The organism is Solwaraspora sp. WMMD406 (assembly GCF_029626025.1).
In the GTDB taxonomy this organism is placed as follows: Bacteria; Actinomycetota; Actinomycetes; order Mycobacteriales; family Micromonosporaceae; genus Micromonospora_E.
This window is the reverse complement of the sequence record NZ_JARUBF010000001.1, coordinates 1,661,837-1,678,312: the sequence shown is the minus strand read 5'-3', so window position 1 is coordinate 1,678,312 and position 16,476 is coordinate 1,661,837. Positions and strand designations below refer to the sequence as shown.

At 69.0% G+C, this 16,476-nt stretch carries 13 protein-coding genes and 1 tRNA gene; 2 read left to right on the top strand and 12 right to left on the bottom strand.

Translation table 11 applies throughout. The features are described from left to right. Nucleotides 1-105: 105 nt before the first annotated feature. Both O7632_RS07655 and O7632_RS07650 read right to left on the bottom strand, forming a co-directional pair. Complete coding sequence (locus O7632_RS07655) at nucleotides 106-1,080, bottom strand: DUF1702 family protein (protein WP_278112599.1); 975 nt, start codon at nucleotides 1,078-1,080, stop codon at nucleotides 106-108. 103 nt (nucleotides 1,081-1,183) lie between these two features. Beyond that, complete coding sequence (locus tag O7632_RS07650; protein WP_278112597.1) at nucleotides 1,184-2,524, bottom strand: AarF/UbiB family protein; 1,341 nt, start codon at nucleotides 2,522-2,524, stop codon at nucleotides 1,184-1,186. 460 nt (nucleotides 2,525-2,984) lie between these two features. Between O7632_RS07650 and O7632_RS07645 the strand changes: the two genes are divergently transcribed. Next, nucleotides 2,985-4,193, top strand: a complete 1,209-nt coding sequence (locus O7632_RS07645) for a HEAT repeat domain-containing protein (RefSeq protein ID WP_278112595.1) — start codon at nucleotides 2,985-2,987, stop codon at nucleotides 4,191-4,193. Between the two features lie 668 nt (nucleotides 4,194-4,861). After that, nucleotides 4,862-5,746 (top strand): AraC family transcriptional regulator, encoded by an 885-nt coding sequence (locus tag O7632_RS07640; RefSeq protein ID WP_278112594.1) that lies wholly within the window; start codon nucleotides 4,862-4,864, stop codon nucleotides 5,744-5,746. Nucleotides 5,747-5,855: 109 nt separating this feature from the next. On the opposite strand, the gene O7632_RS07635 is transcribed toward O7632_RS07640, so the two are convergent. From O7632_RS07635 to O7632_RS07590, 10 genes are all read right to left on the bottom strand, one after another. Then, nucleotides 5,856-6,812, bottom strand: a complete 957-nt coding sequence (locus tag O7632_RS07635; protein ID WP_278112592.1) for a hypothetical protein — start codon at nucleotides 6,810-6,812, stop codon at nucleotides 5,856-5,858. 96 nt (nucleotides 6,813-6,908) lie between these two features. Beyond that, nucleotides 6,909-8,399 carry a vanadium-dependent haloperoxidase gene (locus tag O7632_RS07630; protein ID WP_278112591.1) on the bottom strand — a complete coding sequence of 497 codons (1,491 nt, stop codon included), beginning with the start codon at nucleotides 8,397-8,399 and terminating at the stop codon, nucleotides 6,909-6,911. Nucleotides 8,400-8,448: 49 nt separating this feature from the next. Then, the gene (locus tag O7632_RS07625) at nucleotides 8,449-9,021 is read right to left on the bottom strand and encodes a nuclear transport factor 2 family protein (protein ID WP_278112589.1); all 573 of its coding nucleotides are present in this window, start codon (nucleotides 9,019-9,021) and stop codon (nucleotides 8,449-8,451) included. A gap of 162 nt (nucleotides 9,022-9,183) precedes the next feature. Then, a complete protein-coding gene (locus tag O7632_RS07620; RefSeq protein WP_278112587.1) occupies nucleotides 9,184-9,627 on the bottom strand; it encodes a hypothetical protein in 444 nt (147 codons plus the stop codon). Nucleotides 9,628-9,780: 153 nt separating this feature from the next. Then, nucleotides 9,781-9,875: transfer RNA gene (locus tag O7632_RS07615), tRNA-Sec, on the bottom strand. Between the two features lie 39 nt (nucleotides 9,876-9,914). After that, entirely contained in the window at nucleotides 9,915-10,952 is a 1,038-nt protein-coding gene (selD, locus tag O7632_RS07610) for a selenide, water dikinase SelD (RefSeq protein WP_278112586.1), read from the bottom strand. Continuing rightward, the gene (locus O7632_RS07605) at nucleotides 10,952-12,853 is read right to left on the bottom strand and encodes a SelB C-terminal domain-containing protein (RefSeq protein ID WP_278112585.1); all 1,902 of its coding nucleotides are present in this window, start codon (nucleotides 12,851-12,853) and stop codon (nucleotides 10,952-10,954) included. Before O7632_RS07605 ends, selD begins: the two co-directional genes overlap by 1 nt. Further along, a complete protein-coding gene (gene selA, locus O7632_RS07600; protein WP_278112583.1) occupies nucleotides 12,850-14,325 on the bottom strand; it encodes an L-seryl-tRNA(Sec) selenium transferase in 1,476 nt (491 codons plus the stop codon). Before selA ends, O7632_RS07605 begins: the two co-directional genes overlap by 4 nt. Then, nucleotides 14,322-16,229: a VCBS repeat-containing protein gene (locus O7632_RS07595; protein ID WP_278112580.1), complete on the bottom strand. Its 1,908-nt coding sequence runs from the start codon at nucleotides 16,227-16,229 to the stop codon at nucleotides 14,322-14,324. The genes selA and O7632_RS07595 overlap by 4 nt, the downstream gene beginning before the upstream one ends. After that, nucleotides 16,226-16,474, bottom strand: a complete 249-nt coding sequence (locus tag O7632_RS07590; protein WP_278112579.1) for a hypothetical protein — start codon at nucleotides 16,472-16,474, stop codon at nucleotides 16,226-16,228. The genes O7632_RS07595 and O7632_RS07590 overlap by 4 nt, the downstream gene beginning before the upstream one ends. Nucleotides 16,475-16,476 lie beyond the last annotated feature (2 nt).

The following is a 16,476-nucleotide window of genomic DNA, read 5'->3' as shown; positions in this document are numbered from 1 at the left end:
CCACCGATCACCCCGGTGGCACCGTCCGCCGTCGGCGACCACGTCGGCACCGGCGGCGGCCAGTGGCTCGACCAGCTCCCCCGGTGAGCGTTCGTGGTCAGCGCACTAGCGACGGCCGCGCGAGGTGAACCGGTCGGCTACCCGCTGCCGCCAGACACCGAAACCCGGCAGCGCGCCATCCGGTGCCAGGCCGACCTCCGACCGTTCGGCGATGTCGGTCGCCTGTTCGACGCTGGTGCCACACAGCACGGCAGCCGCGGTTCGGGTGTGTGCGTTGACCAACCCTGCCCGGTGGCGGGCCTGCGCGGCGAAGGCCGCGCCCTGAGCCAGGAAGGAACGGTGCTCGCCACTGAGTCGCCACAGCCGACGCAGTGCCGACTCACTCACCCCACTGGTATAGGTGGCGGCGAAACCGACGCCGCTCAACAGATCGTCGTGGCGCTGCGCCGGGAACCGTCCGACAGTCGCGACCACCCGGTCGACGTCAGCACCCTCCACGAACCACAGTGCCCGGCCGGTGCCTTGGTCAAGTGCGCGATTCAGGTAGTGCCGGAAGTCTCCGTACGGCCATCCCGCCACATCGGCCCGGTGCTGCTGGCGGACGTACCTGACCGGGTCGAGTATTGCCCGGTGGAAACCGAGACCATCGACTGCCAACCAGTGCAGCATCGGGTCGGCGGGCAGCACCGAGCGCCACCGAAAGCGGGGCAGTCGGCCTATCGCCCGGCCGACCCCGAAGTAGATCAGGTAGCGGTGTGCCGCACCTCGTCCGGTCAGCAGTCGGCCCACCCGCCGGGTCCGGGTCGGGGACACCGCGTCGAGCATCGCGTACGCCGATGCGGCCCCTTCGTAGGCGAAACCTCTGAAGTCCCGCGCGGTACGGTCCAGCCGGGTCTCCAGCTCGCCGACGCTGGACGAGTCCAGGGCCGCGTCGAAGCCGGCCCGTACCGTGCGGTCCACCATCTCGAAGACGCTCCGGGACGTGGTGTCAACCAGGCCAGGTCCACGACGGACGGCGACCATCCCGTCCGGGATGCGGGTCAGTAGTCGGCGGCGCAGTGATCGCCATGAGCACGGCATGTTACGACTCCAGGATGTTCGGTCTGGTCGCGGCGCACACATCGTCCGGATTCGGGGCGCCACCGATCTTTTCCGGCCCATGCGGACGCTTCGGGCCGCACGTTCAGCGCGGCGACGACGGTCGCCAGCCCGACAGCGATACGGTGTCGGCCAACGCGCGCAGCACGTAGGGCATCGCCACCCGCTGGAAATCGATGTCGGGCGCGTGCTGGCGGACCCGGCCTTCCAGAACGAGAAGCGCCAGAATCGGATAGATGAACTGGACATCCGCGTAGAGACCACGCGCGCGTTGAGCGGCGAACATCCGATAAGCGAAGTCCGCCAGGTTGAACTCACCCGCGGGACGGCCAGCCGCCGCAACCACCAGCGCCGCGATGTCGGAGCGGAACCCGACGAGGTCTGCCGAAGGCTCGATCCGGTCGGCCGTGGCCAGGAGAATCTCGGCGCACCGGTCGCCTGCGCCGGCCGCCATCGCCTGGAAGAACTCCGCGAAGGCGCGCCGGGCGGTCGGGGTGAGCGCGTGGACGAAGCCGGCGTCGAGCACGGTCACTCGGTGCGCCGTCAGATGCAGGTTGCCGGGGTGCAGGTCACAGTGCACGAATCCGTCGACGAAGACCATCTGAAAGGCTGCCCGCATCGCGGTCACCAGCGCCACACGCGGCGGCCCGGCGGGAGGGCTGAACCGGATGTCAGACAGGTACTCGGTCACCAGCACTGTCCGGTCCGACAGTTCGTGGTACACGCGGGGCACCCGTGCCCCGTCGAGATGCGCCAGGTTCCGGCGGAGCCGACGCAACGCATCAGCCTCGGCGCCCAGGTCGAGCTGCCGGCGTATCGCGGTACCGAGCTGGTTGACGAGTTCCACCAGTGGTGCGCGCCGAAACCCGGGCAGGGCGGCGACGCCACGAGCGGCCGCGCGTAACAGCGCGAGATCCGTGTCGATCACGGCGTCGAGGCCAGGCCTGATCACCTTGACCGCGACCTGTTCCCCGGTTCGGAGCCGACCCCGGTAGACCACCGCGACACTACCTGCGGCGACTCGCCGCAGCCCGCCGACACCACCGTCGAGCGCGGCGCCGACGCTACTGGTGATCGGCGGCCGGATCGACGGCGGCCGGACCTTGTCGAACAGCCGACCCAGTCGCGCGGCCACGGCAGGTGGGACGACGTCGATCCGGGTGGCGAGGATCTGACCGAATTTGATGTACGTCGGACCGAGGCGCTCGGCCGCGTCGGCAAGCAGGTCACCAGCTAATCGCTGCCGGGCGTACCGGTCGGCTAGACGTCCCCGCAGGCCGGCCCCGCCGAGTGCGAGCGCGGCCCGAAGGGCGATGCGTGTCAGGTGTCCACAAATAGTGAGCACCCGGACGCCCGGATGGTGACGGAGCGCGCGGCGCGGGCTACGGCGTGAGCCCTGGCTGATGAAGGCAAGCGAGAGCGGCATCGTTCCTCCTCTTGGTCGACGACTGTTCTCAAGGTCGTCGCGAACCAGGCTAGGGTTACGTCGCCCCTCTGCCATACGGATACGACGAGGATGGGCAAGTTCTCGGCTGATCGGCCGTCAGCCAGCTGTCCCGGACCTTCATCTGCCGCTGATTCTGCATTCTTGCTAGCTCACCGGGCAATGCTGGACGGTCAGCGCCGCGATGGCGAAATCTGGGGTCAGCGCACAACCGGTGCACCGGTCGGCGAAGCAGCGACCGGCGAGGCCTCCCCGCATCGGAGTGCATCGACTCCACCGGCGCGCACAAGGTCACGTCAACCACTTAGTCGGAACCCGCTCGGGTAGCTCGACGCGGTTTTCGAGGGCGGCAAGCGAACGATCAATACCTGCTTCCGAAACGCGCCGCCAGCTGAATAGGTCCGGCACCACGACAGCCACACCAGAGAAAGGTGATGTGAGAATGACAATCCAATCTGTCAGTGCCTTCACCGGGGGCGCTGGAAGCGCTCCGGAGTGGGAACACTACCTCGAGGGCGACCCCGCGCTGCTCAACAGCGAGTTCGGCGACATGCTGGAGCGCGGCGCGGTCCGGCTCGACGCCCGCACCGACGAGCAGGTCGTGCACGAGGCCCTGCACCACCGGGACCCGATGATTCGAGAGCAGTCGCTGTACCAGGCGATGGACCGCCGGCTCAGTGGCGCCGTCGATCTGCTCGCCGAGTCGGTCGCCAACGACTCCGACCGGCAGGTCAGGTGGAACGCCCTCTGGGCCCTCGAGAAGATCGGTGGCACCGACGCGCTCCGTGTGCTGGACCGGCACGCCAACGACGACGACCCGGACGTCGGCGAGTGGGCGCGGCTGTTCGGTTCGGAACTACGCACCGGCCTGCCGTCCTTCGACAACCGGTCGTTCACCTACGACTCGAGTCGGACCTTCGACGAGACCATCCTGCTGAACATCCATTGCGACGTCTACGTCGCGCTGGACGAAAGCGGCCGCAACTGGGGCAAGATCACGCTCTCGCCGCAGGGTCTGGCGCGCAGCTACGGACAGGCGCACGCATGCCCGAACGTCGACACCCGAAACCAGAAGCTGATCATCAGTAAGACCCTCGACGGTCTGCACGAGGACGGTTCGCCGCACACCGAGAACTTCGTGTTCCGCGGGCTGACCAACCACGTCAACGCCGGCCGTGGCAGCTTCTACTTCGAATCGCGGGGGCTGCGTCCGGTCTTCCTCTCCGGGCGGGCCGACGACGACTCACTGGGTCACCGCAACGAGATGGTCGCGGCCAAGCGTTCCGGTGAGTGGACCCTGGACCCGAACATGCTGATCAAGGGCGAGCCGGCGATCCGCTATGTCCGCGGCCGGGTACACACCTGGGGCTACCTCAACTTCGACACGATGCGGGGCAGCTCGCTGGAGGACGTCCTGTTCCCCGGCAACAGCATCCTGGGAACGCTGGACACTCCGACCGGGCCACTGGCCAATGCCTTCATCGTCGGAACCTTCAAGGGCAAGCTGGTCGACTGGAACGGCGACGGCGCCATCGACGCGAACTCGCTCGACATCTACTCGACCCGTGACGGTGACGTCGACTCCGACCAGGACGGTGTCGCCGACATCGAAGGCGTGCAGTTCTGCCCGCGTACCAACTGGATGAACTGACCAGGGTTACCCCACGACCGGGGCGGGCGACGTCGCCCGCCCCGGTTCCTGTCGTCAAGACCACTCTTTGGCGGCAGCCGCCCGGTTACGACCGAACCCACACCCGAATAAGCCACCTCGGGGAACTATCGGCATGTTGGTCCTTATCGCCAGTATTGACAGGGACTGCCACTGATCGAAAGCAGTCCAGGGCTCTCGGGAGTGCCCCGAATTTCGACCGACATGAGTGGCATGACCTGCGAATACCGACTCCCGGCGGAACTTCGGTGAAACCGGCACGCCGGTACCCCGGCCCAGCCAGGCATCCCTACCTCACGAGTTCCCGACCACCACAGGAGTCGATCCCCTCGACACCTTCTGATTCGCTCGCTCAGCAGTAGCCATTAGCAAGATTCCATCTATAACGAGGGCTAGGGCGCGGTGTTGACTGACATCCAACTCAGCCCACCCGGTCAGGCGTCGACCGATTCGTATGGCTTGCTTCGGCCAGGCAAGCCTCGACACCCACGCCCCGACCTCAACCATGAGGCGACCGGTGGCCAGGTCCGGACGCAGAGCAGGCGATGAGCGAGCAACCACACCATCGCCCAGGCCGCCTGCCCGGAAAAAGAGGAGGCACATTCATGACAACCGCTACGGTACCGTCGGTAAAACAGGGAGCCAATTGCATGGGCTGCACCCAGATCGCCGCATGCACCGCCGTGACAGCTTGCCTCGGCAGCCCAACCGACAGCGCCCGGATCGATTCCGTCGCACGCGCCGTCGCGTACATGACCGAGAACCTCTCTGAGCCGCAGCGCCTATCCGACATCGCCCAAGCCGCGCTACTGAGCCCATTTCATTTCCACCGCGTTTTCCGTTACCTGACGTCCACTACTCCTGCCCGTTTTCTGGCCGCGCTCAGGATGGCCGAGGCCCGCCGGCTGCTGTTGACAACAGACTTGAGCGTAACTGAGATCTGCATCGAAGTGGGATATTCTAGCCTTGGCACCTTCATCGGTCAATTCAGCAAATTCACTGGCATGTCACCACGGCGCTTCCGCGTAGCCCTCGCCCCGTTCGGCAGAGTCCGGCTCATCGATCTCGTCGCCAGCCTAGACAACGGACTCGACGCCCCTGGCCCGGTCGGCACGGTGACCGGCGGCCCGGCGGAGGGCGGTTGCGCGGTTTTGGCGATGTTCCGTTCCGACGCTGACGCACCCGCCGGATACACCGTGCTGCGGACGAACCGCCTCACCCGGATCGCGCCGATGCCCGACGGCACCTACCGGGCGGTGGCGCTGGGCTTCCACCCCGGCGCGCAGCTGAGCGACGTGCTGGCTCGGCCGGCGGTACCCGCAGACTTCATCGGAGTGTCCGCCAGTCCGATTTTGATCAGAGGCGGCGGTTCGCTACGGGCCTTCCACATCGCTCTGCGGCGCCCGCGACCGATCGACCCACCCGTGGAGCTGACCCCCGCGCTGCTCCGGCTCGTTCTGGACCGGCCGGCACCGAGCGGTATGAAAGCCGGCGAATGGTTGACCGGCTGTGCGAGCACCGGCACCCCGGCCTGACCGAGTAGGGCGACGACGGCGCCGGTCCGGCGTCCACGCACCGGCCGGCGTCACGGGGCAGGGACCGGCTCACACCGAGCCGGTCCCTGCCCCGTGACGCCGAACAGAGCTACCGAACGGCGGTCGGTCGGCCTGGGACGGGGACCACCGGACCCCGTACCCGTAGGCCTACACCGGCCAGCAGCAACCCCCTCACCAGGCACACGATGCTCAGCGCGAGGAACAAGCCGTACGACACGTCCGATACAACCAGCAAGCCGTAGACCATCGCGGTCGTCACCCCGAACAGGATCTGGCCGGTGGGGCGAAGCGGCGTCGTGCCCGGATCGGTGATCATGTAGTTGGTGAACAGGATGAACGCCAGGCCGATCATCGGCATCAAGGCCGCCGGCAAAGCATGATCCGCGAAGGCCCACCGCACCACAGCCTGCCCGACGAACCCGACGAGCCAGCCGGCGATCAGCGGCATCCGACCAGTCAACTTCGCGTTGATCATCGTGCCGGCGATCAGCACCGCAGCCGGCACCAGCCAGTCGAGCGCCCCGCCGATGTCCGCGGTGAACTGGTACGGCGGCGCGATACTCACCCATGGGTACAACAGCAGGGTCAGTGTGATGCCGGTGTTCGAAGGATTCAGCACGTGCCGTCGCCTTCCATGGATTCGGATCCGGATCAGATAGCGGCTGGACACGGCCGCCGTGATCGCGAACAGGTAAGGCCACGGCGACGAGTTCGCGTAGAGCAACATCGCGCAGGCGAGCGCACTGATGTGGGTGGGCAGCAGATGGTCGACCAGACGACGCCAGCCTCCGACGAAGCCCGGGCGCCGGTGCCGCGCCCACGAGGTCGACCACTCGAGCGCGAGGTCCAGCAGATACGCGTAGCCGACCACGACAAGCGGAACGACCGGCGCCTGTTCGAAGCCCAGGAACCAGTGCCCCGCCACGGTGAGGACCGTGATGGAGACCGCGAATCGGCGCAGCGCCGGAGCACGTCGGTCGGCTACGGCCGATGTCACGGCCGGAGTCGCGGCGGAGTCGACTCCGGCGGATGGGTTGGTCGGCACGGCGTTCTCCTCGGATGTCGTCCAGATGTCTCGTTGACATGGGTGTCCCGCCGGCGGCTGCTGACAGCCACCGACGGGACACCCGAGGCGGTCCGGTCAGATGGTCACGGACTGCCCGTTGAATCGAGTCAGGGCCAGCGAGTAGTTCTCTTCGAACCATCCCCGCTGACTACGCAGCATGTCGATGGCGACCTGCTCGCCGAGTTCGATCGAACCGGCGTAGTCGCTGCGGTAGTGCACGCCGGCCATGTTGCGACCGATCGCGATGTTCGCCGCGAGCTTGTCGAGCTCACCGCCGACGGTCATCCGTCCGGCGTCCGCGCCAAGGTAGGGAATCAGGGTGGTGCCGTCCGGGCTCGCCTCGACCGGATCCGGAATCACCGCGGTCTCGTCGAACCATGCCTTCAGCAGCGTCACGCCGGCACCGGCCACCGTCGCGTGTCCGGCACCGTACGACGGATGTGTGGGCGAGCCCTCCGGATAGGCCTGTGGTAGCAGGTAGCTTCCGTTCCGGGCGAAGCTGCGCCGGATCGCCTCCGACTCGAGCACCCCAGGGTGGAGGAAGTCGTATCGGCGACGCCCGGAGAGGTGCTTGTGCACCAGCCCGGCGGACACCTCGGGACGCAGCCGCCGGTGGACCCACCATTTCTGGAACCACACGGTCCGCAACGCGCGGGCGGTCGATCCGGTCACCAGGTCGTACAGATGTGGCCAGCCGAAGGTCCCGAAGCCGCTCTGGTTGATCGACCACTGGTACGGCAGGTTGGTGTCCAGCGGCATGTTGAGGTCCTGCAGGATCAGCGCCGCGTGGAGATATGGCTGGAACGGGCTCTGGCTGGCGTCGAAGTGCACGTAGTGGGCAAGGTCGCGAGGGGTGGCGAGATACCGCGTACGGTTGCGGTCCCGGTCCTGCGGGCCGAGCTGCCGGCTGAATCCACGCTGGATCTTCAACCAGGTGTCCCAGGTCGTCATGTAGTCCTGGCCGGGACGTACCGTGTCCTGGCGCTGCTGCGTACGAAACGTGCCGAACTGCAGATCACGCAGCAGAAACTGGGACAGGTACGGCCCGGCCAGGTCGCCTGGGTTGTCCCCGCGGAAGACGGTGGCCGGGGTGACCGAGCCGTCCGACCGCGGCGCCCGGTAGTCGCTGAGCTCGCCGAGCTCGGACACGGCGGCAGCCACCGTCGGGTCCGAGCCGAACTCGACGAAGGGCACGTCGCGACAAAGCGCCATCCAGTACAGTTCCACCATTTCCGCGGAGTGCTCGGCACTGTCCAGCCGGGGTGCCGGTCGAAGCCTGAACCGATCGCTGGGCGTGCCGGAGCCGTGCCGGGCCAGCCCTGCGAGAGGGTTCGTCAGCCGTGCGCCGTCCACGGTGCCCATCGCGACGCGCTCGAAGCTCTCCGGCGACCGACTCGCGAGCGCCCGCAGCAGTTGGCGGTACGCGTGCGGGTCGACCTCGCCGTCGTCGTCGTGCGGCAGGCCCTTGTGGAAGCACGCCACATAGTTCGGGTGAAGGTTCTCCTCACCGTTGTTACTGTGTTCGACCGTCGGAGCCTGCTGCCCGGCGACGATGTTCTGGTCCATGGTGAATCCTCCTGGACGACCGGCCGGCGACTGCCGGCGAGGGTTGGGCTCAGTCAGTCGGTCCGGGCAGCGCGGCGCCGGTGGCCAGGTCGACACGGACGCCGTTGGCGTTCACCCGGAACCGGGCCCCTGCCTCGGACATGTGCCAGTGCAGCCACTTCCAGCCGTCGGCGGTGCGCACCGCCACCGCGGTCGCGTTGAGTGGCTGGTGCTCGAAGGTCCCGTCGGCGCGGGCGATCACGACGTCCCCACCCTCCAGGGTGAAACCCATGTTCGCGGTGGCCACCACCCGGGTAGCGCTGATCGACTTGTTCTGGGTCTCGTCCGCGCCGGGAAAGAGCGTGGTCAGGTATTCACGCATCACGCCCGGGTCGGTGATCTCCAACGGCGAACCGTCGGTGGCGCCCAGTTCGTAGGTGGTGAAGTCGTCGGCGAGGCTGGCCAGGATCGTCTCGATGTCACCCTCGGCGAACGCCTGCTGCAGATCGGCGAGGAGCTTGCGTACCTCGATCTCGGCCTGCGGGTCCGGCTGGAAGACCGGGCCGGCGCCACCGGCCGCGTTACCGAACACACCCCCGAGGAATCCCCCGAGCTGCCGTCCGAAATCCTGGATCTCTGTCATGTGGGTTGTCCTCTCCTGTCGCGCACGGTTTTCCACCGGCACGGTTAACTGATTTCACCGGTCGCGGGATCGTCTGGTTCCGGATCCGCGTCGCCCGGCTTCCTCTATCTTCAGTACCGGGGCCGGGGCTGTTCTTCTCCGCTCTTGCGATCGCGGACCGCGTCAATCGTGTGTGGTTCGGCCGTAGCGCCTCGCGTATTCGGCGTTGAGCTGATCACGCAGTGCACGATTCTGGACGCGTAGATCCGCGATCACCGCCTCCGCGCTTTTCCGGTACCCGGCCAGCTCGTCGCGGTGTTCCTGCCGTAGTCGCGCGGTCTCGGCCCGATGCTCCTCGATGAGCCGGCGGCGTTCTTCTCGCGCCTCGTCCAACGTCACCCGCCACCTGGCCAGCAGTTCGTTGCGCTCGGCCAGCACCGCGCCACGGGACCGCTCGTCGGCCTGGGCTGCGGCCTGCTCGGCGGCGGCGGTGTCCTGCCGGGCCAGTCGGGCGAGCCGGGCGATCTCACGGCGGTGCGCCAGATGAGCCATCTGGCGTCCGCCCAGATAGCTGATCAGCGCAGTGACGACAGCCGCGGCCGAGGCGACCAGGCTGGTCACGTCCATGGCCGACCACGTCGATCGGGCGGCGACCAGGGCCGCCGTTCAACCCGCTCGGTAAGTGGAGTTCGTTGCATTTGATATCCTCCTCAGGCAGCGAACCTGGGATCATTTCTATGCAACGAGAAAGCGCGCGACCTCTCTGTGGTTGCGACGACAGCGGAGGTGGACGGGAATCGAACCCGCCTGACCGGGGTACCCGGTCACATCGGTTTTGAAGACCGTGGAGCGTCACCAGACGCCCGTACACCTCCCCGGGAAACGAATCCCGCAGCCGGTGGAGCCGGTATGGGTCAACGGATCTGTACCAACGGGCCTCCCGATGGCACCAGTTCGCCGATCACCGGTGCGCCGGGGACCTCACCGGCGACAAGCAGGCCTCCGGAGGTCTGCGCGTCGGCCAGCAGCAGCGCGGTCTCCTCGTCCGCCCCGGCGAAGTCGACCCACGGACGGACCCATTCCAGGTTGCGGCGGGTGCCACCGGACACGTAGCCGTCCCGCACCGCCTGGCGGGCACCCGCCAGGTACGGCACCGCCGACGTGTCGATGACAGCGCCCACCTTGCTCGCCCGGGCCAGTTTGACCAGATGGCCGAGCAGTCCGAAGCCGGTGACGTCGGTGGCGCACCGCACTCCCGCCCGGACTGCCGCTTCGGCGGCGTCGCGGTTGAGCCGCACCATCTCGGCGATCGCGTGTGGGAAACACTCACCGGTCGCCTTGTGCCGGGTGTTCAGCACACCGACGCCGAGCGGTTTGGTCAGGCACAGTGGCAGGCCGGCCGAGCCCTGATCGTTGCGCAGCAGTCGGCCGGGATCGGCCAGTCCGGTCACCGCCATGCCATAGCGGGGCTCCGGGTCATCGATGCTGTGCCCGCCGGCCACGGCACACCCGGCCTGGGCCGCGACATCGGCACCGCCCTGGAGTACCGCCCGGGCCAACTCCATCGGCAGCCGCTCACGGGGCCAGCCGAGCAGGTTGATCGCCAGGATCGGCTGTCCACCCATCGCGTACACGTCGGACAACGCGTTCGCCGCCGCGATCCGCCCCCAGTCGTAGGCGTCGTCGACGACGGGCCCGAAGAAGTCCGCCGTGCTGATCAAAGCGGTGCCTCCGGGTGCCTCGATCACGGCGGCGTCGTCGCCGGTTTCCAGGCCGACGAGCAACCGGGCAGCGGGTACGGGCAGCTGCCCGGCAGGTGTCGGGGTGAGGTCTGTGACCAGCCGTTCCAGCTCGCCGGCCGGAATCTTGCAGGCGCAGCCGCCGCCGCGTGAATACTGGGTGAGCCGGATCGGCCGGCTCGACGGGTCGGCTTGCGGGGTGGGCTCGGACATCATTCGGCTCCTGTCTGCGCTGCCGCACGCAGCCGTCGGGTGCCCCCGTCGGCACATTTGACTGTCCAACCGCGACGGTCCAGATGTTCAAGTAGCGGAACCGCCACTCTACGCGTGGTGCCCAGGGCAATGCGGGCCTGGGCGACGGTGAATGGCTGCGTGAGCCGGGCAAGGACCTCCACTGCGGCCCGTTCCGCTTCGACCGGCAACACCACGGTGGGCCCCAGTACCAGCACCTGACCGGCGCGGCGGGCCGCCGCCAGCACCGACTGGTCGATTCCGAGCCGCCGAAGCCCGTCGGCGTCCGGGGCGTCGAAACCAGATCCTGCGCGCAGCGCGGCACGCAACCGGTCCAGCGCGGTAGCCACCCGTGGGGGCATCCGCTGCTGCTGGCCGGCAGGTACGACCAAATCGTTGACAACGGCCAGCCCGGGTGCCAGCAACAGCCCGAGCAACCGGGGATCCGGCAGCCCCAGCGTCGATCTGGCCCGGCCGGCCGGCACACCGGGCACCGGCGCCGGGTGCCCGGCGGGGACCGTGGATCCGGCGAACGCGTGCCGGCCGGCATCGCCGACCAGCTGTACCAGGCTGGCGTGCAGGCGGTCCCGGTGAGCCGGGTCGAGCAGCCAGCCACCGACACTCAGAGCGTCGGTCGGCGGCGCTGCCCCGGTCATCGCCTGTGACTGTGCCACGGTCATCAGGTTCCGCAGCCGCAACGGCCAGGCGTTCCGGGGATCCGTCGCCACGTCCCGCAGCGCCGATGCACGAGCGGCGGCGGCGCCCCGCCTACCCAACGGCGGCGGGTCGACGTCGACGACGGTCAGTCGTCCGACGATCCGTTCCCCAGCCGACCCCGGATCGACCAGGACCGCCTGGTCACCGACCAGCAGTGGCATCCGCTGATCGAAGTCGAGTCGGACGGCCAGCGACCCGTCGTCAGCGTCGAGCACCCGGACCCGGGCATTCGTGACAGCGCTACCCAGGTGCAGCCGCAGCCGCGCCGGCAGGCGCGGCCGGCGCGGCCGGCCACCGAGCGAGCGACCCATCTGCTCGGCGGCGGAGCGGTCCACTCCGGCGGGCCGGTCGAGCCAGCCATCCACGCAGGTGGACATCCAGCAGTGTCCCGGATTCATCAGCGCCCAGCCCCGGGTTGCGACGGCGGCCGGCAGCCCGCGCAGCGCCAGACCGACCCGGCTGACACCCTGTGCCGCCGGCACCGCCCTGCCGCACCGTTGTATCTCCCGGACCACCACCGGTCGGCGATCAGGCCCCAACTCCATCCGGTCACCGACCCGTACCGTGCCAGCCGGCAAGGTTCCGGTCACCACGGTGCCGGCGCCCGCCACGGTGAACGTCCGATCCAGCCACAGCCGGACCGGGGCATCCTGGTCCGGCTGCGGCACCCGCCGAAGCACCTCGGTCAGCACTTTCCGCAGGCCGGCCAGCCCACGACCGGTGCGGGCGCTCACCGCCACCGCCGGCCAGTCCGACAGGCCCGCAGCAGCCAGCCGCCGACCCGCGTCGGCCTGCGCCCACTGTGGCGTCGCTCGATCGCACTTGGTCGTCACCAGAACTCCGTGTCGTACGCGCAGCGCGGCAAGCACCGCCAGATGCTCGGACGACTGCGGCTGCCAGCCTTCGTCGGCGGCGACCACGAACATGACGACCGGACTGGTACCCACCCCGGCCAGGGTGTTCGCGAGGAAGCGCCGGTGTCCCGGCACGTCGACGAAGCTGACCTCCCGACCATCGTCGAGGTGGGTCCAAACGTGCCCCAGGTCCACGGTCCGACCCGTGTCGCGCTCGATCGGCCGGAGGTCGGTCGACATCGCGGTCAGTGCCCGGAGCAGGCTGGACTTGCCGTGGTCGACGTGACCAGCGGTGGCGACGACGTGACTCATCGCTGATCGACCACCGTGGCTGCGGGCCGGCCTGGTTCGTCGTGTGGCTGGCCGGCAGGTGACGTGGCTGCCCGCAGTACCGCCGCCGTCACGGCGTCGTCCAGCTCCGCCGGCACAGAACGCATGTCGAGCAGCAGCCGGCCGTCGCGTACCCGGCCGACCACCGCGATCGGCTGTCGCCGTAGCGGCCGGGACAGGTGCTGCGGCACGCTGATCGCGCAGCTCGGCAGCCGTACCCCCGGCGCGCCGCCACCACCGATGGCGGCCGAGGTGTCCACCACGGCCGCAGATACATCGGCCGCAGCGAGTCGGCCGACGATCATCTCGGCCCGGGCCCGTAGCTCGGCGACGGTCGCGCGCAGTCCCTGCTGGGTCGGGGTGGGTGGACAGCGGACGGTGGCCTCCAGGGCAGCGAGGGTCAGTTTGTCGACCCGTACCGCGCGGGCCAGCGGATGCCGCCGCAGCTCGGTGATCACTTCGCGGTGGCCCAGCAGCAGGCCGGCCTGCGGGCCACCGAGCAACTTGTCGCCGCTCGCCGTCACCAGAGCCGCGCCGGCGCGCAGCGCGGTGTCCGCATCAGGCTCGTCCGGCAGTACGGGCTCCGGGCCCAACAGCCCGGAGCCGATGTCGACCACGACCGGTGCGCCGAGCCCGGCCAACGCGCCCACATCGACCTGTGAGGTGAAGCCGTCGATCCGGTAGTTGGACGGGTGCACCTTGAGAATGAATCCGGTCCCCGACCACACGGCGGCCGCGTAGTCGGCCAACGAGGTGCGGTTGGTGGTGCCGACCTCGACGAGCCGGGCACCGGCGGCAGCGACCAGATCGGTCAACCGGAACCCCGCGCCGATCTCGACCATCTCGCCGCGGCTGATGACGACCTCGCGGCCAGCGGCCAGGGCAGCCGACGCCAGGATCAGCGCGGCGGCGTTGTTGTTCACCACGTGTACCGCACCGGCGGCCGGTACCGCCGCCCCCAACGCGTCCAGCGCGGCCCGACCGCGCCGGTCCCGCCGGCCGCTCTCGAGGTCGTACTCGATGTCGATGCTGCCTGCGGCCCGTTCCAATGCCCGGCGGGCCGGGGCCGACAGCACGGCGCGACCGAGATTGGTGTGCAGGAGCACCCCGGTCGCATTGATCACCGAACGGACGCCGTCGCCGCGCAGTTCGACGAGATCGGCAGTGTGCCGGACGACCTCCTCCGGAGGAATCGCACCCCGCCGCGCCTCCTGTTGCGCGTCGCGCAGCGCCCGTCGTACCGCCGTACGGCCATACCGACGGACGGCTGCCGCAAGCCTCGGGTCGGTGAGGGCTCGATCGGTGCGGACGATCCGACGGCGGGCCGCCGCCGGCTCGACGTCCGATCCGGCGACGTCGAAGATCTCGCCGACGGCGCTCCCGCCAGCCGATCCCAGGCCCGCGCCGACAGCGTCGGCGACCGGTTCGACAGTGGTCGTGGTGGCCCCGGTCATCTTGACCATCCTCGTCGTCCCTCGTCGTCGTCCATCGACCGGACCGTGCCGTCGTCATCGAGGAGCAGGGTGTGGGTGCCTGGTGACAACCGGATCTCCGCTGAATGGGGCACGCCGCCGGAGGTACGCCACCTCAAGGCGAAGCTCGTGTCAGCTCCGCTACCCGTACCGAAGAACAGTTCCGGCGCGGACGATCCCGCATGCCCGTTGCTCGGCTGCAACTCGGCACGCAACTGCGCTCCATCGGGCGTGACGGCTCGCACCTGTGCTCCGATCGCCGGCGTCGCCCCGGCGGACGAGCCAGGCCGCAGCAGGCGAATCGTGGTGTGCGGCCACGTCGTACGGCTCCGGTTGAGCAGAACGACGGAGTCCTGCCACTGGTTGGCGATCACCGCGTCCGGCCGGCCGTCACCATCGATGTCGCCGATCGCGATGCCTCTGCTCACCCACGACGCGTCCAGCCCGAGCCGGGGCGCGATGTCGACGTAGCGGGGAGGCGAGAAGTCGGCGGCGTAGGTCCACAGCGGGTTGTGCTGATGGCCGGACAGGTCGTCGCCGGGCTGGAAGTCGGGCCACGCCCAGGGGTGGGCGAGGACCTGATCGTTGGCCATCGCGAGCTCCTGCAACTCGGGCCAGCGCCACCGGTCACCCTGCAGATAGCCAGTCGCCTGCAGGATCTCGTCCGCACCGTCCCCATCGAAATCGACAGCCTTGATGTCCCAGGCCCAACCACTGCGGGACAGGCCAAGCTGCTCGCTTCGATCGCGGTACGGCACCCGCCCCTGCAGCAGTTCGTCCCCGGATCCCTGGGGCGCGAACGCGAAGTTGCTCTCCTGCAGGCCCCATGGGGTGGTGATGTTGCTGACCAGGACAGTCGGCAACAGGTGCCCGTCGCGATAGGTGAACGCCACGCCCATGCCTTTGAACGAGTCATGGCCGAGCACCTTCGACTTCGGTGTGATGGCATCCCTGCGGCCCTCGACCCGTTCGAACGCCGGACGCCCCGGCGCGGACCGGTTGACCAGCAGGTCGTCGGGGCCGAAGTCGTTGGCCACGTAGATCTCGGGCAGCAGATCGCCGGTGAGGTCCTGCAGCCCGAACGCGAGCGTCCAGGACCGCGCCGACCGGGCCGGCAACGCCGTGCTGGCGTCGACGAACACCGGTGGGCGACCAGGTCCCCCGGGGCGGGACAGCAGCAGCCGGTTGATTCCGGCGTTGCCGGCCCGCGCCATCCCGGCCGGCATCTCGATCCGCTGATCGTCGTCGGCTCGTGGGTCGAGGATTCGCGCACCGTCCGGGAAGTAGTTGCCGACCAGGACGTCCAGGTGGCCGTCGCCGTCGACGTCGGCGATCACGGTCGCGGTGCTGTTCCAGTGCTGGGCCGGCTCGACGAGGTCCCCGCCCCGATAGCCGTCTCCTTGCCGGACGAACAGCACCGGGGAACGTCCCCAGTAGTAGACGAGGAAGTCCGTGACCCCGTCCCCGGTGAGGTCGGTCGGGACACAGCCCATAGGCGCGACCGCCGAGTCGGGCCGTCCGGGAGGATTCAGCCGCACCGCGGCGAAGCGATCTCCGGTGCCGCGCACCGGGGCGACCCGTACCGAGTCGTCGCGTGGATCGACCAGGCAGATGTCGTCGGCGCGGCCGTTGCCGTCGGCGTCGGCGAGCCCCACGGCGGCACCGACCGCGGAGATCCAGGACCGCAGATGCGCCAGGTCCGGGGCGACCGTCCGGCCACCGTGGGCCGCCGGGGGTGCCGAGTTCAGCGGGGTCACCACGAAATCGAAGGGGGCGGCGAGCGCCGCGAGTTCCGCGGCGGAGGCGACCGGACGGGCGCTCAGCCCGCCGAGTACGGCGAGCATGGTGACCGCGATCGCCGGTGCTGTCAGGCGGCGTGAATTCATGCCACGGTCCGTTCGCCGTCGCCCGGGCCGACCGGGCGTCGGCGCAGCGGCCGGCCGGCGGCGTCCCGTGGGTCGTGCAGCGGGGTCACCAACTGGCGGGTGATCACCCCGAGTACGGCTGCGATCGCCGCGTTGACCGCCGTGATCTGCGTGCACGACCAACCCACCACGCCGAACGCGCCGAGGAGGTTGAACACGGCCAGCAACCCGGCCTGAATGATCACTGGCTCCCGTTTGAAAATCATCA